We start from the raw sequence: 23,715 nt of genomic DNA, 5'->3' as shown, positions 1-23,715 counted from the left end.
CACGTTTTAATATTAACTTTCAGTAATGGCATACACATCGTCGGCCGAGAAAACTTTATCGATATTTAATATCATCACAAAATTATCCTCTACCTTTCCAATGCCGGTTATAAAATCTTCGCGGTACATAGCGCCCATACTTGCCGAAACCTGTATGTCCTCATCAGGAATATCGATTACCTTTTGTACCGAATCGACAATGGCGCCTACCAGCAATGGTTCTTTTCCGCTATCGATATTCAATACCACAATGCAGGTATCAATAGTAAATTGGGCGTCGGGCATGGCAAACTTGTTGCGGGCATCCATTACGGGCAAAATGTTGCCCCGTAAATTAATTACCCCTTTCATAAATGCCGGCGATTTGGGCACTTTAGTAATAGGGCTCATTTCTAAAATTTCTAATACATCGCCCACGTTGATAGCAAAAAGCTCGTTTTGAAGCTTAAACGTTAAGTAAGATTGTGTTTGCAGTTTTATTGACATATTGCAAGGCGTTTTTGGTGTAAGTATTCTTCAACAACTTTATTGGTATCTAATACAAGAGCAATTTTGCCATCCCCCAATATGGTTGCCCCCGAAATGTGGTCCATGTTCTGGAAATATCTCCCAAGCGGCTTTAAAACGGCCTGAAATTTCCCAACGATATTATCGACAATTAAGGCTACCCTTTTTTCATCGTAGTATACCAATATGATTTCCTGCGAACCCGACAGGTTTTCTTTGCCATCAAATTCTTCGCTTAAGCTGATGAAAGGGATTTGTTCGCCATCAAGTATGATGAGGTTGTTGAAGCGGTTTAGTTGCTGCACGGCAGGCGCTTCAAAACAACGATCGACGGCCGCCAGCGGAATAACAAATGAAACATCGTTAATTTTTACCAGCAGGCCATCAATAATAGATACCGTGATTGGTAATTTTATAGTAATGGTTGTGCCGGTATTTGGCTGAGAAGTTATTTTAATCTGCCCCCTGATATCTTCAATCCTGCGTTTTACAACATCCATACCCACACCCCGGCCCGAAATTTCACTTACCTGTTCTGCAGTTGAAAAACCGGGGAGGAAAATAAGGTTGAATATTTCTTTTTCGCTCAGTACTTCATCTTTGCCAATAATTCCTTTTTGTATGGCCTTATCCCTTATTTTTTGCGGATCGATGCCTTTTCCATCATCCTGAATTTCGATGTAAACATTAACCCCGGCGCAAAAGGCCTTGAATAAAATTTTGCCATGCCTTTTTTTGCCAGCCTTAACCCTGTCATCCGGGTATTCGATGCCATGATCGATGCTGTTTCTGAGGAGGTGCATGATTGGGTCGGCCAGGCCCTCCATGATATTTTTATCCAGTTCGGTATCGGTGCCTTCGGTAACAAAATCTATTTCTTTATTCAACTCGTTAGCCAGGTCCCTAACCAGGCGGTTAAACGGGTTGAGCATATTTTTAATAGGCACAAGGCACATACTAAATGCGTTGTCCCGAAGCCTGGTTGATATTTTCTCGAGGTTTTCGGTAACTGCCAATAACTCCGATTGCGGGTTTTGGTCGGTAAGTGTGCCAAGCTTGGCCTGTAAGGTCATTAACTCGCTTACAAGGCTCATGAGGCTGTCTAATCTTTCGGATGGCACCCTGATGCTCGATATCACGTTTTTTTTGACTGGTTCTGCAGCTGCCGTTTTTGAAACCTGCGGCACAACATCTTTAGCTTCTTCGGGATAGCCGGCGCTCTCATTTTGCTGCAGCATGGCCTCTTCGGGCTGGGGCATTAAATTAATTTCGAGCTTGCACCGGCCTTCAACAAAAACAAACACCTCCCTGATGGTATCGATATCAACGCCGGTAGCAAGGTAAATATCCCAGGAGGTGTAACAATATGTTGGCTCGATATCCTGCAACGAAGGGATGTCGTCGATATTTGGAATAACTGTACAGTTACCAAGTGTTTGCAATTCCTCTAACAGGTAAACAGGATTAGTGCCATTGTAAAATATCTCTTTATCGGGCGCAAAAATGATGTGATAATTTTTTAACCCGTTATTTTCATATGCTGCTGTTTGGGCAACCGGGCCAAGCGGGTTGTTTTCTATGTTTACTCCGGCCAAAATATCCTTCAAAATTTTCACTACCCTTGCAGTAAGGCTATCGTGTGTTTTTTGATGCTGAATATCCAATTCGCCCTGGTTTTTTGCCAGGTAAGTTAAGTGGTCAAGCGAATCGAGGGTAACATCAATAATTTCTTTGGTGATTTTTTTCTGCCCGCTACGTACGTGCTCGTATATTGATTCAAGGTGGTGAGTAAATTCTGTAATTACCTTAAAGCCAAACATCGAGCTATTGCCCTTTAAGGTATGCATGGCCCTAAAAACCTGCTGTATCAGCGCAGGATCGTCCGGACTGGTTTCCATTAAAAGCAGGCTCTTTTCCATATCGGCTATCACCTCCATGGCATCGTCGCTAAAGTTTTGTTGGTATTGGTCCATTATCCTATCATTTTTTTAACCGTGGAAACCAATTTTTCTTTGATAGCATCTTTGTTCAATAACACAGTTGCGCCAGAAGTTTTGATGTAATCGCGAATACTGATGGTACTATCCGAAACAAATAGCACAACAGGTAAAAAGCGGTAATACTGCATGTTTCTTATCTCGCTAATCAGTTGCAGGCCATCTTTATTGGGCATGTTAAGATCGGTGATCACCAGGTCGATATTTTTTTTATCAAATTGAGTTAAAGCATCTTCGCCATCGCACCCGGTTAAAACCTGGTAGCCTGCTTTTTTAAGCATGGAACTTATCAACCTTATCACCATTTCAGAGTCATCAACCAATAACACTGTTTTGCTTGCACCGTTCATTAAACAGATATGAATTTATTAAACCCCGAATTATTTAACACTTCGCTGATGTATGCCGTTGGCTCAAAAATATAGTCAACTTTTTTGCCCTGGTCTGATGCACTTCGCGATAAGGCCATGAGCAGTTGTAAAGCTGTGAGGTCTATTTTTTCGATATTTTTAAAATGCAACTCAACGTGGCCATGATTGGTAAGGAGCAACAAAAGCTCATTTTTTATTTCGGCAGCATCCCTGATCTCCAGGCTGCCGCTAATCAGTACCTGTATACCGGTGTTGCTTATTAAAGTATTTTCGAAAGAAACATTTTCCATGTATAAGCCAATTAATTAGCGTGTTTATTTAACTTATTGGTCTTTAACGCATAATGAGCAGTCAAGGTTATGTTTTGAGCAAAACAGGTTTTAGTTTCAAAATAACAGGTATAAACCCGTTAAAAAATTTGGCCGCGAAGTGATATTGGCCAGTTCAGAATATTTTAAAATTGCAATGGCGACGGGTACGATAGCAAGTAAGCCAGGCAAAAAAACTGCCCATGTGCGGGCCTTAAATGGTATGCCTAAAACAAATTGGGTAGTATATAATGGTTATAGTCTCGTTTCAGGCGGTTGATTATAGCTGCCCGTAAAAAGGTGCATTTAACGCATGGCACCAGGTAAGTATATAGAATTTAATTTCCCAATCCCATTTTTAAAACTTCAAAGGCCAGCATGATGCAGTGATGACCTTTAAAGATTGGTTATCTGTTATCAAGATTAATCATTTAAGCCTTTTCCGTTAAGAATTTGCGGTATGCATTTTTCAACCCTTTCCTGCCGGGTTTTGGCTTGTTTGGGGGCCGAAAAATGCAGCATGTATGCCCTTTGCCGTCCGGGGGTTAATGCATCAAATGCCATTTTAAGGGTGGGCATCGCATCTAATTTATGTTGAAACTCTTCAGAAATTGTAAATTCTGCAGTTTTTTTAAACTCTACTTTCAAACCTGCTTTTTCTACTTCAATAGCTTCATAAATATAGGTTTTCAGGATGGAGGCTACTTCAACTATCTCCGTTAAGTTGGTAAAGCGCACCTGCCGCGCCGCCTGCACATTTTCTGTTTGTTGTATTAAAATACCATTGGCATCATTTAACAACGCGCCTTTAAAAAACAAAACCGCGCAATACTCTTTAAATACATGTATTAAAACAACGTTACTTTTATGAAAAGTGTAGCAAGGAACGCCCCACTTCAATTCTTCGGTAAGGCCACAGTCAAGAACAATCATTCTCAGCCGTTCCAGTTCCTGTTGCCACTTTTGGGCTTTGTTAAAATAAAAATCAACCTTAGGATTTATCATATTCTCGGGTTTAAATTTATCGCTTGCACAAATTTACACTTTTAGCCAGCCACGGAAACCCCTGGCAGCATAATAGGATTCGGCCCCGTTGTGATAAAGAAATACGGTATCATAACGGCGATCGCAAAAAACAGCCCCGCCAAGTTTCCTGATACCGGCAGGTGTTTTTACCCAGCTCGATGTTTTCAAATCAAACTTCCCAAGCTTTTGCAATTCCCGGTATTGCTCTTCTGTTAAAAGCTCAATACCCATGGCAGCCGCCATGTCAACGGCGTTATTTTCCGGTTTAAATTCTTTTCTTGCCTCATGCGCTTCACGGTCATAACAAAGGCTTCTGCGACCTTTGGGGCTTTCGGCCGAGCAATCGAAAAAAATGTACTCGTTTGTGCTTTTATCATAAGCAACAATATCCGGTTCGCCGCCGGTTTTTTCCATTTCGTTAAGCGACCATAATTTTTTTGTATCCGCTTCCAGCTTTGCTTGTACATTAATCCATTCAACACTGCTATGGCGGTTCTTGTTTTTCTCAAAGCGGGCTTCCAATACTTTGAGTAGATCTTCGCGATGTTCTGGCGACAAATTTAGATTCATGCTATTCGTTTTTATTGGTTAACTGAATTGATCTTTCTATCGGCAGGCCTGAAATACCACGACACTACGGTCAGGATTAACAATAATAATGACGGAAATATCTCAATAGCCGGATGGCCTGACGCAATATGCGAAAATGCCGCCCCCGATGTCACAAAGAAAAATCCGGCGTAAGCCCATTCTTTCAGCAAAGTAAATTTAGGTATCAGCACCGCTATAACCCCTAAAAATTTCCAAACACCTATTATGGTTAAAAAATAGACGGGGTAACCCAGGTGTATTATGCTATCAACCCCGCCCTGCCCCTCTTTCATTTTAAGCATTTGTACTGCCGCGGTTGATACCATACCTAATGCAAGCCAGATAGTGGCAACCCAATAAATGATTTTATTTTTTTTTGTCATGATGTGTGTTATTTTAATTTGCTTACTATATCCTGCAACCGGTTATGCGCCATATTAAGGCCCTGGGCAAAGGGCAGCTTCAGCAATTGGTTCCTGTCTTCAACTGATTTATATACAATGCGAATGCTGATCTTACTGGTAGCATCGGTAAGCCGCTCAAATTCCAAAAACTCAAGCTGAACAGGAAAAGGCGTGTTTTCCATTTCAAATGTGCGGGTAATTTTTTGCTCCGGAACAAACTCGTGGATAACCCCATTGGCCCTAAACACTACGTTCCCTTTGGCATCAGATGTTTCGAATTGCCAGCTGCCGTGCTTTTTGCCTTCGAGCTTCAAAACCTTGGTCCCCATCCATTGCTCAACAATTTCGGGCTCTACATGAGCTTTAAACAGTAATTCTAACGGCAAATCAAATTCCCTGGTAATCACCAGGTACTGTTGACCTTCCCCGGCATCTATTTTTGTTTTCAGTTCCATATATGCTATTTTTTTGATTGATAGTTTTTCATGATATCTTCCAGTTTGTTAAACCGGTCATCCCACATCTTGCGGAATGGCTCAATAAAGTCGGCTACTTCTTTCATGTTCTTTGCATTAATGTAATAGTATATTTCCCGGCCGTTTTGCTTTTGCTCAAGTAATTCGCACTCGGTAAGTATTTGCAGGTGTTTTGAAACTGTTGGCCTCGCAGTGTCAAAGTTTGATGCTATTGCGCCTGCCGTCATAGATTGTGAGGCAACCAACAGCAATATAGCCCTTCTTGTTGGATCGGCTATGGCTTGAAACACGTCTCGTCTTAAATTCATTGCGTAGCTATTTGACTACAAATATAAATGTAGCTATTTAACTACGCAATTTTTTCAGATTTTTTTTTTGAAAATATTTGCACACTTCTATTGAACTTTCTATACGTCAATAGCTGGCAGGGCTTCCGGCGGATATCCAATATTGAAAATATTGTTCACCGGATTATGTGCCTTTTAACAAAACTTGATGCAGATACTATCAGGGAGAGGTAAGCCAGGGCTTCCTAAAACAATTGCAGCCCCAATTTCATAAGAAAACGGGCCTCCTGTCGTCGGTAAAAACGTATTGTATCGCCGGCACTATAGGTTGGCGGGCTGTTGGCTGCCTGCCGAGGGACATTAATTTAAAACACTTAGCGCTTCTTCTACAGAAATGGCGCCATGCGATTGATCAAGCACGCACTCGCCGTCTTTGATCAGTAACAATTGCGGCGACTCGTGGTGAACATGAAAAAGCTGGGCCACCTGGGCCGATAACTCGCGGTAGCTAATCAGGTCTAAAAAGTAAAGGGGCATATCTTCGGGAAGGTCTTCCCAATCCAGCTCAAAACGGCGCTTGGCCATCATACTGATAGAGCAGCGGGTGCTATGTTTAAAAATCAGGCTGTAACCATTACGGTTCTTTATCTCGTGCAGCTGGTCGGCCGACGTAAGCAATATCCAGTTCATTTTTTTTAGTATTTAGTATCAACATAGCTGCAATGATGTATGCAATTTCTGCTAAAAGGTATAAGATGTTTTTATAAATATTACATGGGCATACATTGCCTGACTGTAATATTTTATTTTTGTCTTAACTCTTTATTCTAATCTCTTGACTCTGTCACAAACGTAATTATAACACAAAATCTGCCGATAGTGGTCGGCAGATTACAAAAATGACATTTTCCTGTTAGCGGCCACTCTTAGGGTATGAACCATAAGCAGGGCATAATTTGTTGGAGCATGACGATATGCTACCAGCCGCAAGCGCTATAATAGCTATGTAAATAAATTTTTTCATTGTGTTTTGTGCTTAACAGTATAACGTAAATCAACCCTTCAATGTTTCGGCCAGCGCTGCCATTTTTATAGCGGTAATTGCGGCTTCGTCGCCTTTATTGCCATGCTTTCCGCCCGCGCGGTCAATAGCCTGCTGCTGATTATCAGTAGTTAATACCCCAAATATAACAGGTTTTGCATATTTTATGGCAACATTGCTTACACCATTTGCAACCGCATTGCAAATAAAATCAAAGTGGCGGGTTTCGCCCTGTATTACGCAACCCAAACAAATTACGGCATCAAGCTTTCCGGTTTTTAGCAGCAGGTCGGCGCCGGATGTAAGCTCAAAACTGCCGGGTACCGTATAACTCATAATATTATCGGCTAAAGCCCCATTGGCAACCAGGCTATTGTAAGCGCCCTGGTATAGCGCGTTGGTAATTTCGGCGTTCCACTCGGCCACCACAATGCCAAAACGGTACGGCGCGGCAGATGGTATGGTGGTATGCGAAAAATCTGAAAGGTTTTTTAATTGCGATGCCATTGTTTATTGTCGTTATTTTTTTAACCTGTCATCCTGAGGCACGAAGGATCTATCAGCTGTGCCTGACCGATAGAAAAGTTCGCGACTAGATCCTTCGTACCTCAGGATGACAGTCGTTTATTTTTGATTGTCATTCCCCCTTCAGAGTTTCGGAAATTTTACCCCTCAGCATGACAGGTGGTTATAAACCAAATGTTCGATTCCTGATTTGCCAAAGGTAATATTACCAATCTGCAAATCCGAAATCGAACATCTGAATTCCGAATCCGAAATTATAGCTTCGCGTCTACACGAGCAATGTACTCGTCAATATTTTGTGCTTCGGCGCTTTCAGGATATTCTGTTTTAATCCTGTTGTAAGCCTCGCTTGCCGATTTATTGTCTTTGGTTTCTTCGTAAACCAAACCTAATTTTTTAAGGTAAAGCGGCGATAAAAATTTATTTTTTGCTTTATCAACAGCTTTGTTAAAATAGGTTGCGGCATTGCTGTAATCTTTCAGCTCAACATAAGCATCACCTGCACTTCCAAAAGCTTCGGCAGCAACCATGCTGTCATCGCCGCGGTAATTGGTCAGGTTTTCTATCGCTTTATGGTATTCGCCTTTGTTAAGGTAAGCGGTGCCCAGGTAAAAATAAGCCAGGTTTGCAGCTTTGGTATTGCTGTAATCGCTTATTATTTTTTTGAAGCCCGGGTAGCTGGCATCGCCGTTGATGGCTTTGTCCCAGTCTTTTTTAGCCCAAAAATCCTGCGCAACATACATTTGATTGGCGGCCTTGGTTTCCAGCGGACCTAAGTACACTTTAAGGTATAAAAAGTAAATTACAATAAGGGCCACTACAGCACCGCCTATAAAAAGTAAGCTTTTTTGATTCTCGCGTACGAAGTTGCCACTCTGGCCGAAAGTAGTATCCGGTGTTGCAACTTTGGTATTCGCCTGGGTTTTTGACATTGTTATAACAAAATTAAGTTTGCAAAGTTACGGTTTTCAAAATTTCTGGCAATAGCTTAGTGTTAATTATTTAAGGGCAAGTTTATTGGATGGGATTATGTGAGTGATTGCCGCGAACAATAATCAACTACTCACCATGTAAGAATATTTTAGCCCGATTAACCATTCACCCAACAAAGGTGTTTTCCTGTTCATAGAACTATTGTGTACACATTTTTTAACTAAACGAAAATGTCGATAGCGCACGCGGTAGGATTGTGTGGCGCGAAAGAGAAACTATATCCTGAGTGTGGCGAAAAATCTTATACACCTTGCATCCCAAAAGCCTAACGTATTGCAGGGCGTATAAGATTTTCCTCCCCCCCGCCGCTCAAACCACCTCTGATTTGTTCGTGACAAATGGATAATACTATCTGTAATTGGCCCGTTTTACCAGGCCTTTAATATCCGTAACCACAATCTTTCGGCCCTCCCTGATTAATAAGCTTTCATCTTTGAATTCTTTGAGCAGTCGGGTTACATTTTCTTCGGCAATGCCGGTTATATCGGCCAGGTCGGCCCTTGAAATCGTCAGGGCCACGTTTGGATTAACAGTGTCCTCTTTGTATTTTTCGCGAAGCACAATTAACGCTATCGCGAGCCGCTCTGCTGCGTTCCTTTTGGCAAACACTAAAACAGTATTTGCCAAAACCATAACCTCATGACTTAAAGCACCCAGCAGCTGCTGTGCAAAGGGAGGGCAGTTTTTTATGGTAAACATAAAGTCTTCGATAGGAATAAAATATATCCGGCTGGCTTCCAATGCTGCTGCCGAGTCGGAATAACGATCCCTCGAAAGTACGGCGTGATAACCCACCAATTCTCCATTACCGGCAACATATATGGTCTGCTTTTTTCCGGCGTGGTCAACTTTATATTTCTTTACCTTACCATTAACCATCAGGAAAACCCCGGCCGGCAAAGTATTTTCCCTGAAAATTATTTCTCCTTTTTTATAGATATGACAAGTGCTATTTATAAGCAAACGGTTATAGTCATCAACTGTCAACAACTTTAAAGCAGAGGCCGTAATAAAGTTCCATTTCTCGATCGGAAAAATCCTGTTTAGGCTCATGTGCAAAATTACAGAAACAGCGTATTATATACATATGATATAAGTATGATAAAAACGTGATAAGTATCACGTTTGCGGGTGATTATTTTCTTTCACTTAGATTAAATAACACATTAAATTTGATTCGAAAAGCAATGTTTGTCTTAACAGGCAATTTAATTTAATCATCTATTAATAAAACAATGTCAATCATTATCCTCATAAGTTTAACTGATTACCTAACTGTTGGAGGAATATGGCAAAATATTGGCTTCTATGCCATATTATTAGTATTAGCATGGATATTAACCAACCAGTTTGCTTTGTTAAAGAGACGCAATAGCGAGAGACAAAAACCCCGGTAAGATGATTGGCAATAAACACAAATAAGGTAATTGTGTGCGCACTTTAGTGCATGCCTGCGTTGCGGCCTTATGATTATCGCTTAAATAATGGGAAGACCGACACGACTCAAGCCTTCCCACCCCTAATTAATCTCGTTTAGCTAAATATCAGAACATTTAACTGATTATTAGTGCACCATTTGCAAGTTGTATTAAAAGTGTACAATAGTGTATAATAAATGTGTAGTGTCTTATACTAATTTAAAATTTGTACTGCCTTATTATTAACAATTGATAAAAATTCAAAAACAGGAAGATGTTTTTGAGTACAAATCCTGCACAACGGGCGATTGATAGTCTTTAGCCAAAAGTGTTAAGTCTTGAATCCAGCCAAAAAAGAATAAATTTAGCTTCTGACTCTGGACTTAACACTATTAACGCAACCCTATTTGCTTATAACAACAGGGCTTATCCCTTTATGCGTAGGTACCACTTCCTTTATACTACCATCATTATTAAACTCCAGCTTATCTATACAAACCTCGCGGTTGTAGCCGGCGGCATCGCCCATGGTAATGCCTTTGGGGTAATTAAAGCGGTGGTATACAATATACCATTCGTCGCGGCCGGGAATCTGTATAACCGAATTATGCCCGGTTCCGTAAATGCCTTCTTTAGCATTTTTGGCAACTACCACATTGTTTGCCGGTACCATTATTGGCCCAACGGGCGAATTGGATGTGCCATAATGCACCGTGTAATCGGGGCTGCGCGTATCGTTTTGCGACCACATAAAATAATAGATGCCTTTACGGTAAGCTACGTAAGTGCCTTCGTTATAATGCCTGTCGGGCGTTAATATTTTTGTGGTACCGGTTTTTAACGAGATCATATCGTCATTCAACTCGGCGCAGGCCATGTAACCATTACCCCAGTACAAATAACTCTTGCCTGTTTGCGGGTCGGTAAAAACATCGGCATCTATTTGCTGGCCGCCTTTTACACCCGCAGGCAAACTATCAAGCAGCGGTTTCCCGGAATCAACAAAAGGACCAGCCGGATCATTGGCGGCAGCTACGCCAATTTTTTGGGCGGCAGCAAAGTAGTAGAAATATTTATAGCTGCCGTTTATCTTTTTTTCGATAATGCAGGGCGCCCAGGCATTCTTTTTTGCCCAGCTTACATCTTTGGGTAAATCAAGTATCACACCTTCATCCTTCCAGTTAACCAGGTTGGCCGATGAAAAGGCTTTAAAATAATTGCCGCTCCAGCCGTCAAAACCATCGCTGGTAGGGTACAAATAAAACCTGCCCGTTTTTTCGGCATACAATATCTCGGGATCGGCATAGTAGCCTTCAATTGCCGGGTTGTGATTTTCCTGTACTTGTACATTATAGGTTTCAGGCTTTTTCCCTTTGATGGTCACTGTATATTTTACCGGGCCTTTGGTAAAGTTTTGTGCCGCGGTTGGTGTCACAGTAATACCGGGCAACGCATTGAACGCCGGATTAAATGCCTTTAAACCCGTGCCAGGCAGTACCGGCAACGTGAGAGTGTGAGTGGCAGAATCTAACACAATGTTAATCTTTTTTACCTGGCCCGACCGGGGCGACAGCATTACATCATCTGTGCTTCCCCATTTGGCGGTTAGGCGGGCAGCCTCTTGCGCAGTAACCGGCATAACAGTACCGTGACGCGGATGAAAATTCATGGTTACCTCGTTATCAATAGCAGTAAAATGTTCCAGGTCGGTAGTGCGGGTAAACTGGTATTTACCTTCGGTATATCTGTCATACATTAGTATATAGGCATCACTATTGTTCAGTTTAAAAGTACCGGCGCCTTCTACCGGCGATTTGGTTTGCTGAACATATTTATCTATCAACACATAACCTTCGGTCAGCTTATCCGATACGGCAATTTTGATTCCAGATCCCGAACCTTCTGTTTTAAAAAACAAGTGATATTTGCCGTCTTTATAAACAATATCCCCATCAATACAGGCACCGTTGTCGGGTTTAAAAAATAGTTGTTTAGGTGCGGTTTCCAGGCCCGAAAAATCTTTGTTGGCATAGGCATAATAAATTTTGTCGGGCTCGTTACCAAAACGCATCGACCAATATATCATGTACTTGTGCAGCTTGGGGTCGTAAATAGTTTGGGGGGCCCACACCCGGTTCACACCTTCAAACTCCTTAAATACCTGCGGCACAACAACCGTATGCGATGTCCAGTTGATTAAATTGGTAGATTGCATCAGTACCATAGCCGTGTCCGGCCCCCAGCCGTACTTTTCGGTATTCATGTCGGTAGCCACCATGTAAAACGTTTTCCCGTCGGCCCCTCTCAGGATGTGCGGATCGCGTACGCCTCCTGTTGTACTTATAGCCGCCGAACTTAAAACCGGCAGGTTATTATTAAGAGCGCGGTAGTGGTAACCATCATTACTTAAGGCAAACCGGATAGCTTCGCCTTTTTTGCTGCCGGTAAAATAGGTAAACAAATACGCCGAATACGCATTTGCTTTAGTGGCCTTTTTAGCGGGCTTGTTACCGGCCGACTGAGCAACAACGCCTGACGCATGTGCAAATATTGTTGAAAATACAATTAAAAAAAGCCGCGTGCATTTCAGGATGTTCATACGTAATAAGTCTTTTCTTTAAAAATATACAGGTTATAATGGTGTTTGATATCAAACCGGGGCAATTTTATACGCCCGGCGAATCCGATGCCAATATTAATTTAAAAGTGTCAAAAACACAATTATTTTGGAAATTTTATTTTTTTTACAGGGACTGGTGCCTAAATATACTTCTCACTACCTGTTTAAATTTAATTTTCAAATATTCACAGTTTGCCCAAAGTTTATTAATATTTGTTATCGCTTTCGGCATACCTGGTTTTAATAAAAACAACCGAATATTACATGCTAATTAACTAAACATACCCGTATATTTAGTTGCACAGCGGCTATAGATCATTGAATGTAACAAAATTTGATAATAACCTAAATTGTTGACCTATGAAATTTCAGAAGTTTTTGGAGCGGTATTTTTTGGCCAAGTTTTGCCTGGCAACAATGTTTACTGTAGCCCTTACAAGCGTTTTGGTACAGGCGCAAGTTAGGCAGAACAAAAAAAATGCTGCCAAAAAACCCAACATAGTTTTTATTATGAGCGATGACCACTCCTACCAGGCCATCAGCGCATACGGCGGGATGCTTTCCAAATTGGCACCCACCCCTAATATTGATAAAATTGCAAACGGAGGCATCATTTACAAAAAAGCCTTCGTAGAAAACTCGCTTTGCACTCCCAGCAGGGCCTGCCTTATGACAGGCTTGTACAGCCACCAAAATGGCCAGCGCCAGCTTGCCGAGGGCATCGACTCATCGAAAGTATTCTTTAGCGAGTTGCTTCAACAGGCTGGATATCAAACGGCCATTGTTGGCAAATGGCATATGTCTACAAGCCCTAAGGGATTTAATTACTACCACATACTTGACGATCAGGGCAAATACTATAACCCCACTTTTAAAGGCCCCGAAACCGGGTATAAATTTGTACAGGAACAGGGCTATGCTACAGACCTTATTACCGAACATGCCCTTGATTTTTTAGAAAAACGGGATAAGGGCAAACCCTTTTGCTTAATGATACACCATAAAGCCCCCCACCGCAATTGGATGCCCCCCGGCAAATACCTTGATTTGTACAACGATGTGAATTTTCCTGTCCCCGAAACTTTTTTCGATGATTACCAATCGCGGTGCGACGCCGCCAAGACTCAAAAAATGTCAATAAGCAATGATATGGAACTGGTTCAGGATTTGAAAGTGGAAGAGCTGAAAGATCAATTGGTAAGCCCATATGATAAACTTTCTTATACGTTTTTAATGAGCGAACTTGGCCGTTTAACACCAGAGCAGCGTGCCGCGTGGGATAAGCATTATAAGTTGAGAAACCAGCAGTTCATAAACGCTAAACTGACCGGGAAGGCGCTTGCATTATGGAAATACCAGGAGTTTTTAAAGGATTACCTGCGCTGTATTAAATCGGTAGATGACGGTGTAGGCGCAATTTTGAAATACCTGAAGGATAATAACCTGGAAAACAATACTATGGTTGTTTATACATCAGACCAGGGGTTTTATATAGGCGAGCACAACTGGTTTGACAAGCGGTTTATGTACGAGGAATCATTCCGGACGCCCCTGTTGATCAGATATCCAAAGGCTATAAAACCAGGAACGCAAAGCGAAGCCCTGGTACAAAATATTGATTATGCACCAACATTTTTATCGCTCGCGGGCATTAAAAAGCCAGAACAAATGAGTGGCACTTCGCTCGATCCAACATTTAAGGGGCCTAAGCCTGCGGGATGGCGCAGTGACTTATATTATCACTACTATGATTACCCGGCATTTCACCTTGTGCGCAAGCACGATGGTATACGTACCGAACGCTATAAACTGATTCATTTTTATGGCAAGGGCGGCATGCGTGGCGCAACCACCAAATACCAAACAACTCCCGGCTACAGGGAATATACTGTTCTTAAGCTGCTCAACAATGCGGGCTACGTAACTAATGATGCGGATATTGACTGTAATGAGCTTTACGATTTAAAAACCGACCCGCAGGAACTTCATAACCTTTTTGGCAAACCCGGGTATGAAAAACTTACCGCCGATTTGCAAAAACGGCTTGATGGATACCGGAAGAACCTGAAAGTACCTACCGACGAATTTTGATTACCAACATCATGTTGAATAATGATGTACCGGTATTTATTTAACCCGGTATATCATCATTCAATAGCGGCATATGAAAAGCACTTTTGCAACGGCCTACAAGACCAATTTTTCGTTAAAAGACTAAAGAAATCCTGTATTCTACTCATTATTGGCATAAATTACAACTTGCGGTTTTACCAATCGTACCCACTATCAAATTTAATCACCCGTGTTCAGCACCGGTATTAATGCCCTTTTCGTATCCGCGGGGCATTATCTAATAAAAATATATGGGGATGATTTTATTAACACAGGCTGCGATTGGCAAAAAACTTTCGGAGGCACTTGTTTTGTAATACAAGGAAACAATGAACCTCTTTATAAAAAACATGGTGAGCAGCCGCTGCAAAATTATCGTCGAATTCGAATTGCGAAGGGCAGGGCTCAAATGCACCGCTATTGACCAGGGAAGGGCAATTATTACCGGTGATGTGGGGCTGGCCCAAATTCAGCAGGCGGGCATCGCTTTATTAAAATACGGCCTGGTATTAATGGATAATAAGAAAAACATCCTGGTTGAAAAAATAAAGCAGGTAGTTACCGATTTGATCTTTCATTCAGAAATTCCGTTAAAAACCAACTTCTCCGATTACCTGAGCAACAAGCTTAACCTCGATTATACTTACCTGGCCAATACCTTCTCGGATGTGCAGGGCACCACTATTGAACAGTTTATCATCATGAATAAAATTCAACTGGTAAAACAGTTAATATGGCAGGATGAATTAACCCTTACCGAAATTTCGTGGAAACTGCATTACAGCAGTGTGGCGCACCTATCTGCCCAGTTTAAAAAAGTTACCGGTTTAACACCCTCGCAGTTTAAACATTTTGATTTTCAAAACCAAAGCAGCTTTGCTAATGTGTGAATTATATAACTAATACAAAAAGTTGTATAACATGCCTGCCGCCAGGTAGCCATAAGTTTGTACCATCCTGCAATCTGACCCAATAGGACCCCGGGACTTTACAATTTATCTTTCAATAATATATTCATGAAAAAAACATTTACTATGCCAATGGAAGTCATCTGCATGCGTCAGCGCGGCGGTTATTCCAAAACATTCGGTGCAATTTTGTCGTTGGTGTTACTTATTACTATGTTAACCTCCGGGTGCAAAAAGGACAATTATAAAGGCGAAATCAAGGGCGACTGCCCGGTGGTGGTGGCAACCGACCCGGCGGATAAAGCTGTTGACGTTGTTTTAAACAAAGCCATCTCGGTAACCTTTAACACCAGCATGGCGCCGTCAACAATTACCGACAAAACATTTATAATAAAACAAGGCGCTACTGTTGTTACAGGTACCCTAACAAATGCCACCAACGGCACCGTATTTACTTTTACCCCAAGCCAGCCCCTGCTGCCTTTCGCTATTTATACTGGCACCATCAAGGCAGCCGTAACCGACACTTTGCGCACCGCAATGGTAAGCGATTATACCTGGACGTTCACTACCATTCCGCAGGTTACGCTAACAGCAACCCCTACCCTTGGCGGTGTTACTGAAGGTGAAGGCACATTTGCACAAGCATCTGCAGTAACGGTTAGTGCAACGCCCAATACCGGCTACATATTTACCAACTGGACTGATAATGGAGTTATTGTTTCAACCAGTTCCAGCTATCAGTTTACCATGGCGGGGAACAAGGCATTGGTGGCCAACTTTAAACTGATACCGGCATCGCAATTTGCGGTAGTACTTACCTCGAGCCCGGCTATTGGCGGTACAACCAGCGGATCTGGTGCATACAATGCCGGCACTACCGTAACCGTAACCGCCGACCCTAATAACGGCTTTACCTTTGTTAACTGGACAGATAACGGCAACGTGGCCTCCACAAGTTCAAGCTACCAGTTTATACTTGCAGCCAACCGTAAATTAGTGGCCAACTTTAAAGCTATACCGGCATCGCAATTTGCGTTGATATTAAAATCAAGCCCGGCGGCAGGCGGCTCAACAACCGGATCAGGTGCATACGCAGCAGGTTCATCAGCAAGCGCAACGGCAACAGCAAGCCCCGGCTATACCTTTACCTCGTGGAGCGGCGATGCAACAAGCACCAATAACCCGTTAACTATTGTTATGAGTGCCAACAAACATGTAACGGCCAACTTTACGCTCAACGTAATCATTATACCCCCACTTTTGGGTGATGCTGCAAAATTTGGCGCTTTCGGCGGCAATGCAGGCGTAACCAACCAGGGCCTAAACACAGTAATCAATAATGGAGCGATAGGCACAACGGCCGCATCAACCCTGGTTACGGGTTTCCACGATGGTTTAACTGCCGATATTTATACCGAAACACCACTAAACAAGGGCAATGTTAAGGGCGGTATATTTACAGCACCGCCAGCCCCTGGTACTGCTACCTCTTTTGCGGTTGCTACACAAGGGTTGCTTGATGCCACCATAGCTTACAACAGTATATCCCCAGCCTCGAAACCAGGTGGTATCGACCCGGGCGCAGGCGAATTAGGCGGCTTAACTTTAGCCCCCGGCGTATATAAAGCTGCAAGCGGCACATTCAAAGTAACCAATGGCGACCTTACGCTGGATGCCAAAGGCGATCCGAACGCGGTTTGGATATTCCAGACAGCTGCCGGCCTTACGGTAGGTACAGCAGGCCCGGCAGGCGCCAGGAGTGTTATTATGAAAAATGGCGGCCTTGCTAAAAACGTTTACTGGTACGTAGGCAGTTCGGCTGTAATCAACGGCGCGGGTGGCGGCATCATGACGGGTACTATCATATCCAGTGCAGGCATCACCTTTTCAACAGCCGGTAACGCGGTACAAACGGTATTAAATGGCAGGGCCATATCCCTGGTAGCTTCGGTTACTATGGTAAATACCACTGTTAACGTACCACAATAAGCCAACATCGGTATCAACAGTATTCAATCCCTATTTGGGGGATTGAATACTATCTGTCAACAAAATATTTAAAGAAACATCTCATGTTAACAATCAATAAAATAATTAAAACAAGCATCATCTGCTGTTTGATGGTTGCTATGGCCGGCATAACGGTTAAAGCGCAAACTACTACTGTACCAACATGGTGGTTTGGTGTATCCGGCGCCGCAAATTTTAACTTTTACGATGGCACCACCCAACGGTTAAACAATTCACTAATAGCGCCTACCGCTTTTCATAAGGGCCATGATGTACGCCCTTATGGGTCTATTTTGATGGAATACCGCCCGGCAAGTGTGTTGGGTGTAATGCTTAACGTAGCTTATGATGGCCGCGGTGGCAAATTTAAAGATGTGGTGGCCCCCTGTAATTGCCCCGCTACTTTAGAAACCAACACCAGCTATATTGCTGTTGAACCAAGCCTGCGTTTAACGGTGCCTTCAACCGGTTTATACTTTTTTGCCGGCCCAAGGATTGCTTTTAACATCAGTAAAGATTTTGAGTACACCCAGCTTAGGCAACCAAATACAAATGGCCAGTTAAGCGCCATGCACAAAACCCTCATCTCGGGCCAGGTTGGCGCCGGTTACGATATTATGGTTTCGCCGGCAAGTAGTACTACCAAGGTGAGCATCTCGCCATTTGTCTCTTTTCATCCATACTTTGGACAGGAGCCGCGCAGTATCGAAAGCTGGTCGGTTACCACGCTACGCGCCGGGATAGCGCTTAAATTTGGTAAAGCTTCAAAAATTGCACCTAAAACGGTAACCAGCGTACCGGCACCTATGCATGTATTTGTTTTTACGGTAACCGCACCAACAGCAGTACCTTTAAAACGCCAGGTGAGCGAAACGCTGCCTTTGCGTAATTCGGTGTTTTTTGATGAAGGATCGGCCCAGATCCCTGCCAGATATATTACGTTGTCAACAGATCAGGCAATCACTTTCAAAGAACAGCAACTGCAAAATGAGCAGGCCGATAACACGGCCGGCCGGTCTGCAAGGCAGCTGAATGTTTACCACAACATCCTGAATATTTTGGGCGATAGGTTAAGGGCAAACCCAGGCGCTGTAATTGTACTAACCGGTGCATCGGCCAAAGGTCCTGCAGATGGTAAAGAACTGGCACAAGCTGTAAAACAATACCTGGTTACTCAATTTGCAGTTGATGCATCAAGAATAACCATTGCCGGCCGTAACAGGCCGCTTATCCCGTCGGAACAACCAGGCGGCACTAAAGAATTGGTATTGCTGCGTGCAGGCGACCGCCGGGTAGATATTACCAGCACTTCGCCCGAATTATTGACCGAGGTGGGCGGCGACATGATGAAGCCAGTTCAAATAAATGCTACACAAGCTAACCCGCTTGATAGCCAGGTGATTTTAAATATCGATAGCGCCAAACAGTTGCTTAAATCATGGTCTGTAGATGTTACAGATGATAAAGGTACCGTTCAGCACTTCGGACCATTTATTGATGACCAGGCCAGCATTCCGGGTACAACTATCTTAGGCGGCAACCCTTCTGGCGATTACAAAATTGTAATGACAGGCGAAACCCGTGCCGGTGTGCCTGTAAGGAAAGAAAGCACTGTGCATTTGATACGCCAGGACGAAACACCAACCAAAGGCTTGCGCTATAGCATTCTGTATGATTTTGACAGATCAAACGCCATTGTATCCTATGACAAGTTTTTAACCGATGTTGTATCAGCTTCAATTACTGATGGATCGACAGTTATTATTCATGGCCATACCGATAACATCGGCGAAGAAGATCATAACATGAAACTATCCAAAGCCCGCGCTATGGATGTTCAGCACACATTGGAGCAAGCCCTAACTAAAGCCGGCAAAACCAATGTTAAATTCGAAACCATAGGATTTGGCGAAGATGCAGGCAACGCACCATTTGAAAATAATTTAGTTGAAGAGCGGTTTTACAACCGAACCGTTATTATAGATATTATCCCTGTTAAACAGCGATAAGCGATACAAATGAAAAAAGCAGCGGGAAATCCGCTGCTTTTTACGTTAAAGATGTCTTCTTAATTCGCCTTACTAAGCGTCATATCGTCATTAGCCGCGGCGGATTTATAGGCTATCTTTAATTCACCGTTTACATCACTTTTTAAAACTTCGGCCTGTTTCCCGTTAGCTGCAAATTTATAATCCGTATTCGGGCTTAATTGATGCAAAACATAGGTAACCGGTTTGGCTGCCTGCTGATGCCATTCCATTTTATCGCCATCCCAGTTTTTTATATCGATGGTTAAATTACCTGCCGAAGCAGCATTCAAAGCAACAGCGGGGCTGCCGCCATTAAAGTATGATAACTGGGTACTGGTGCTATTAAAACCAAAGCTTTGTTTGGCGGTTACTTTAAATTTTCCGTCGGCAATGGCATAGTTATCATTGTTGAGGTTGATAGTTAGTTTTTTATCCCTGAACCTGTAATTCAACACGGTGCCCGCAAGTTCGGGCGTGATATGAGGGTTGAGGTAAAAACGATTATACAAAGGATTGATACCATAAATGGCCTGGTACAAGCCCACTATAGCCAGGCTATTGCCCGATAGGATATCGTCGCCAAGGCCATCTTGTTTTATCCTGCCATAACGCTGAAAAGCCAAACCATCTTTACCATATTGCTCCAGCACATTGCGCACATATTTAAGGGCAAGGGCTGGTTTATATTCGGCATAGGCTTTTACCGCGATAGACCCCCACGATAAAAACAAGTCGCCATTTTCATAGGATGGAAAAGGGTATTGGTATTCCTTAGCTTCGCCCGGCAAATATGTTGTCATACACAAGGGCCAAAAGAAAAGCTTTTCCTGTTGCATTTGCATTTCAATATTATCCAGTATTGTTTGCTTGCGGGCATCCTTATTGCAAATATCATAGGCAATGGCCATAAAGTTTACCGGTGTTACCATATTGCGGCCATGCACGCTTTTGTCCTTATCAATCCAATAAGCATAACAGCTTTTTTCCTGGTCCCAAAAACCGCCGTCGGCAGTCGGCTTGTTAAAGCTTTCCTTTAGTTTAGCAGCAAAGTTTTTATAGTAAGTTGCCTTGGCATCGTTATTTAATTGCTGCTCAATATCGGCCCATTTTACCAGCGCGTGGTAAAGCTTGGCGTTTACAAAAGCATTTTCGTACGACGCCCAAACAATATCAATCCAATCGCTGCTGCGCTTTTGGGTATGGTTATCGGTCATCATTTCAACCAGCCCATTGTTATTGCTGTCGCGTTTCAGTATCCAATCTAAAGCTTTCTCGCACGACAGCTGGTGTTGCTTAACCCAGCTTTTATCACCCGTCATATCATACAGGTCGGCAACATTTATCACCAGATCGGGGTTCGAATCCATCAGGATGCCCCATTGTGCCTCGTAAAAACCATCGCTGTTAAATTGATTAGGCATGGCATCCTCATTAGTGTAAGCCCAACGCGGGTATACCCGGCCATCGGGTTTTATGGCGTGATCGCGGTAATAATCAAGGCAGGTTTCATCGCCCTTTAAATATTTAGCGTCATTTATGGCAAGGCCAAGCTGCGCTATATATTGCTCATGCAGGCAAATAGGACCATAAGGTGTAGCCCAACTATTACCGCCAAAATGCAGCGAATCAATTACCCCTATGCGGGCAATGGTGTTAAGCACCGCGCCAACTTTAGCGCCATCAACACCACTAAATTTACCGCGGCCATACTTTTCATCAAAATTAAAATAGCTAAGGGTAATACTTTGGCTGCCCGGCCCGGCCGCAAGATTAAATGGCGCCCAAACATCGGTACGCCCTCTTAAAAACCTGCGCCTTTGGGTGTCACTATCCTGCTTTAATGCCATTTCATTATTGCTTACACTTATGGTGTAAGCAAGTTTATCATCGGCAGTACGGCTATATTTCATAGCCACGTTTTTGCCCGGGGCAGCCACGGTTATATTTAAACCGTTACCGGTTTTACTGTTCCAAAAATCAGACGACCGGGTGTGCACGCCGTAGGTACACAGTTTTTCGTTAAAAAGGTAAAACCAGGCCAGCCCGCCATAACCCTGGTAAGCGCCTTCCCATGTATTTATGTTATCAAAATTAAATACAGGCGCAGCAGATTCATTTACCTGCAATGGCTTGTTTGAACTTCGTTCGATTGTCCACCTGATGGCTTTATCGTTGATGGTAAAAATCCAGTTCTCAGTTATGGTGAAGCTTTTATCGCCATAGCTTATGTTGCTGAGCTTATAAACATTGCCTGTTTTTAATAATACCGGCGTTTTCTTTAAATGCAGCGACGAATACGTAATGCCATTAATGTTCACCGATGTAAACACCCCATCGGCACTGCTTATTACTTTTTGCCCATTAACCACCAGCGAGGTGATACTTGCCTTACCACCGTAGTTAAGTACCATGGTCATTTTGGGATTGGTGATTTTTATTTCGGCTGCTAATGCGGCCGTTGACCAAAAAGCAAGGACGAGATAAATTAAATTGATGTGGATTTTTTTGATAGGCATGGTATCAGGGTTGATGTGAAATGTGTTCTGTCATCAAAATTAGCATATAAGTTTCAGGATGGAAATTTAATGTATAGTGGCATAACGAAGGCAGAATAGGATCGTTAGCAGATGCCTTTCTCAAACAAAAAAAGGCACAGTCGTAAAACCATGCCTTTTATATCCATGCAAAAACCTTTCAGCTTTCGCCTTTAACCTTTTACCTAAAAAATTAGTAACGATAGTACTCCGGTTTAAACGGACCATCAACAGTTACGCCAATATATTCGGCCTGGTCCTGGTCTAAAACTTCCAGTTCAACGCCAATTTTGGCAAGGTGTAAGCGGGCAACTTTTTCGTCAAGGTGTTTTGGTAAGGTGTACACTTTGTTTTCGTAAGCGGCACCGTTTGTCCAAAGCTCTAACTGAGCCAAAGTTTGGTTAGTGAACGAGTTACTCATTACAAAGCTTGGGTGGCCTGTTGCGCAACCTAAGTTAACCAAGCGGCCTTCTGCTAAAACGATAACATCGCTGCCATTAATGGTATATTTATCAACCTGTGGTTTAATCTCGATTTTGGTGTTGCCATAAGCGCCGTTTAACCAGGCCATGTCAATCTCGTTATCAAAGTGACCGATGTTACAAACAATTGCCTTATCTTTCAAAGCGCGGAAGTGCTCTTCACGAACGATGTTTTTGTTACCAGTTGCAGTAACAACAATATCAGCTTCTTTAATAGCAGTACCTAATTTTTTAACCTCGAAACCTTCCATAGCTGCCTGTAATGCGCAGATAGGGTCAATCTCGGTAACGATAACACGCACACCAGAGTTACGCAATGAATCTGCAGAACCCTTACCTACGTCGCCATAACCACAAACAACGGCTACTTTACCGGCCATCATTACATCAGTTGCGCGGCGGATGGCGTCAACCAGCGATTCGCGGCAACCATATTTGTTATCAAATTTCGATTTGGTAACCGAGTCATTAACGTTAATTGCAGGCATTGGTAATGTACCCGCTTTCATACGCTCATATAAACGGTGTACACCTGTAGTAGTTTCTTCAGATAAACCTTTAATATCAGCAATCAGTTCAGGGAAACGATCTAACACCATGTTGGTTAAATCGCCGCCATCGTCTAATATCATGTTCAGCGGTTTGCGGTCTTCGCCAAACCAAAGGGTTTGCTCAATACACCAGTCAAACTCTTCGGCGTTCATACCTTTCCAGGCGTAAACAGAAATACCGGCAGCAGCAATAGCAGCAGCCGCATGATCCTGGGTTGAGAATATATTACATGACGACCAGGTAACTTCGGCGCCAAGTGCAATTAAAGTTTCAATTAAAACAGCGGTTTGGATGGTCATGTGCAGGCAGCCGGCAATACGGGCACCTTTTAACGGCTGGCTTGGACCGTACTCCTGGCGCAAAGCCATCAGGCCCGGCATTTCGGCCTCGGCCAGTTCAATCTCCTTGCGGCCCCATTCGGCCAGTGAAAGGTCTTTTACCTTGTATTTAACAAAAGCAGTTTCTACTGATGACATATCGTTTTCAATTTTGTGCAGCAAATTTAAATCATATCCGGGT

General features: G+C 42.9%; 20 protein-coding genes. 4 read left to right on the top strand and 16 right to left on the bottom strand.

The features are described from left to right. Positions 1–12 precede the first annotated feature (12 nt). The 14 genes from ACFGVS_RS23290 to ACFGVS_RS23225 form a co-directional block, all read right to left on the bottom strand. The gene (locus tag ACFGVS_RS23290) at positions 13–486 is read right to left on the bottom strand and encodes a chemotaxis protein CheW (protein ID WP_439695768.1); all 474 of its coding nucleotides are present in this window, start codon (positions 484–486) and stop codon (positions 13–15) included. After that, complete coding sequence (locus ACFGVS_RS23285) at positions 477–2,480, bottom strand: chemotaxis protein CheA (RefSeq protein WP_439695767.1); 2,004 nt, start codon at positions 2,478–2,480, stop codon at positions 477–479. The genes ACFGVS_RS23290 and ACFGVS_RS23285 overlap by 10 nt, the downstream gene beginning before the upstream one ends. After that, positions 2,480–2,854 carry a response regulator gene (locus ACFGVS_RS23280; RefSeq protein WP_439695766.1) on the bottom strand — a complete coding sequence of 125 codons (375 nt, stop codon included), beginning with the start codon at positions 2,852–2,854 and terminating at the stop codon, positions 2,480–2,482. The genes ACFGVS_RS23285 and ACFGVS_RS23280 overlap by 1 nt, the downstream gene beginning before the upstream one ends. After that, positions 2,854–3,165, bottom strand: coding sequence for an STAS domain-containing protein (locus tag ACFGVS_RS23275; protein ID WP_274211308.1), 312 nt, complete (start codon positions 3,163–3,165; stop codon positions 2,854–2,856). Before ACFGVS_RS23275 ends, ACFGVS_RS23280 begins: the two co-directional genes overlap by 1 nt. Positions 3,166–3,606: 441 nt before the next feature. Next, on the bottom strand, positions 3,607–4,188 hold the full coding sequence (locus ACFGVS_RS23270; RefSeq protein WP_337993750.1) for a YdeI/OmpD-associated family protein: 582 nt from the start codon (positions 4,186–4,188) through the stop codon (positions 3,607–3,609). 33 nt (positions 4,189–4,221) lie between these two features. Then, a complete protein-coding gene (locus ACFGVS_RS23265) occupies positions 4,222–4,779 on the bottom strand; it encodes a DUF4256 domain-containing protein (protein WP_274211307.1) in 558 nt (185 codons plus the stop codon). Positions 4,780–4,790: 11 nt separating this feature from the next. Beyond that, positions 4,791–5,183 (bottom strand): DoxX family protein, encoded by a 393-nt coding sequence (locus tag ACFGVS_RS23260; protein ID WP_439695765.1) that lies wholly within the window; start codon positions 5,181–5,183, stop codon positions 4,791–4,793. Positions 5,184–5,191: 8 nt separating this feature from the next. Beyond that, positions 5,192–5,659 (bottom strand): SRPBCC family protein, encoded by a 468-nt coding sequence (locus tag ACFGVS_RS23255; RefSeq protein ID WP_090640842.1) that lies wholly within the window; start codon positions 5,657–5,659, stop codon positions 5,192–5,194. A gap of 5 nt (positions 5,660–5,664) precedes the next feature. After that, positions 5,665–5,988 (bottom strand): ArsR/SmtB family transcription factor, encoded by a 324-nt coding sequence (locus ACFGVS_RS23250; RefSeq protein ID WP_274211305.1) that lies wholly within the window; start codon positions 5,986–5,988, stop codon positions 5,665–5,667. 339 nt (positions 5,989–6,327) lie between these two features. Continuing rightward, complete coding sequence (gene ytxJ / locus ACFGVS_RS23245) at positions 6,328–6,657, bottom strand: bacillithiol system redox-active protein YtxJ (RefSeq protein WP_274211304.1); 330 nt, start codon at positions 6,655–6,657, stop codon at positions 6,328–6,330. Positions 6,658–7,021: 364 nt separating this feature from the next. Continuing rightward, positions 7,022–7,516: a 6,7-dimethyl-8-ribityllumazine synthase gene (ribH, locus tag ACFGVS_RS23240; protein ID WP_439695764.1), complete on the bottom strand. Its 495-nt coding sequence runs from the start codon at positions 7,514–7,516 to the stop codon at positions 7,022–7,024. 272 nt (positions 7,517–7,788) lie between these two features. Beyond that, on the bottom strand, positions 7,789–8,466 hold the full coding sequence (locus ACFGVS_RS23235; RefSeq protein WP_090640830.1) for a tetratricopeptide repeat protein: 678 nt from the start codon (positions 8,464–8,466) through the stop codon (positions 7,789–7,791). A gap of 409 nt (positions 8,467–8,875) precedes the next feature. Next, positions 8,876–9,580, bottom strand: coding sequence for a Crp/Fnr family transcriptional regulator (locus ACFGVS_RS23230; protein WP_274211302.1), 705 nt, complete (start codon positions 9,578–9,580; stop codon positions 8,876–8,878). Positions 9,581–10,348: 768 nt separating this feature from the next. Then, the gene (locus ACFGVS_RS23225; protein ID WP_439695763.1) at positions 10,349–12,544 is read right to left on the bottom strand and encodes a family 43 glycosylhydrolase; all 2,196 of its coding nucleotides are present in this window, start codon (positions 12,542–12,544) and stop codon (positions 10,349–10,351) included. 381 nt (positions 12,545–12,925) lie between these two features. Between ACFGVS_RS23225 and ACFGVS_RS23220 the strand changes: the two genes are divergently transcribed. From ACFGVS_RS23220 to ACFGVS_RS23205, 4 genes are all read left to right on the top strand, one after another. After that, positions 12,926–14,656: a sulfatase family protein gene (locus tag ACFGVS_RS23220; protein ID WP_274211300.1), complete on the top strand. Its 1,731-nt coding sequence runs from the start codon at positions 12,926–12,928 to the stop codon at positions 14,654–14,656. A gap of 350 nt (positions 14,657–15,006) precedes the next feature. Then, positions 15,007–15,567 (top strand): helix-turn-helix domain-containing protein, encoded by a 561-nt coding sequence (locus tag ACFGVS_RS23215; protein ID WP_274211299.1) that lies wholly within the window; start codon positions 15,007–15,009, stop codon positions 15,565–15,567. A gap of 126 nt (positions 15,568–15,693) precedes the next feature. Beyond that, on the top strand, positions 15,694–17,577 hold the full coding sequence (locus ACFGVS_RS23210) for an ice-binding family protein (protein ID WP_439695762.1): 1,884 nt from the start codon (positions 15,694–15,696) through the stop codon (positions 17,575–17,577). Between the two features lie 83 nt (positions 17,578–17,660). Continuing rightward, the gene (locus tag ACFGVS_RS23205) at positions 17,661–19,607 is read left to right on the top strand and encodes an OmpA family protein (protein ID WP_439695761.1); all 1,947 of its coding nucleotides are present in this window, start codon (positions 17,661–17,663) and stop codon (positions 19,605–19,607) included. Between the two features lie 59 nt (positions 19,608–19,666). Here the strand turns inward: ACFGVS_RS23205 and ACFGVS_RS23200 are convergent, their stop codons facing one another. Further along, positions 19,667–22,144, bottom strand: a complete 2,478-nt coding sequence (locus ACFGVS_RS23200; protein ID WP_439695760.1) for an alpha-L-rhamnosidase-related protein — start codon at positions 22,142–22,144, stop codon at positions 19,667–19,669. A gap of 211 nt (positions 22,145–22,355) precedes the next feature. Beyond that, positions 22,356–23,672 (bottom strand): adenosylhomocysteinase, encoded by a 1,317-nt coding sequence (gene ahcY, locus ACFGVS_RS23195; protein ID WP_274211295.1) that lies wholly within the window; start codon positions 23,670–23,672, stop codon positions 22,356–22,358. Between the last annotated feature and the right edge of the window lie 43 nt (positions 23,673–23,715).

It is taken from the genome of Mucilaginibacter sediminis (genome assembly GCF_051903035.1).
In the GTDB taxonomy this organism is placed as follows: domain Bacteria; phylum Bacteroidota; class Bacteroidia; order Sphingobacteriales; family Sphingobacteriaceae; genus Mucilaginibacter.
Note: the sequence above shows the minus strand (reverse complement) of the source record. Positions and strands in the feature narration are given on the sequence as shown.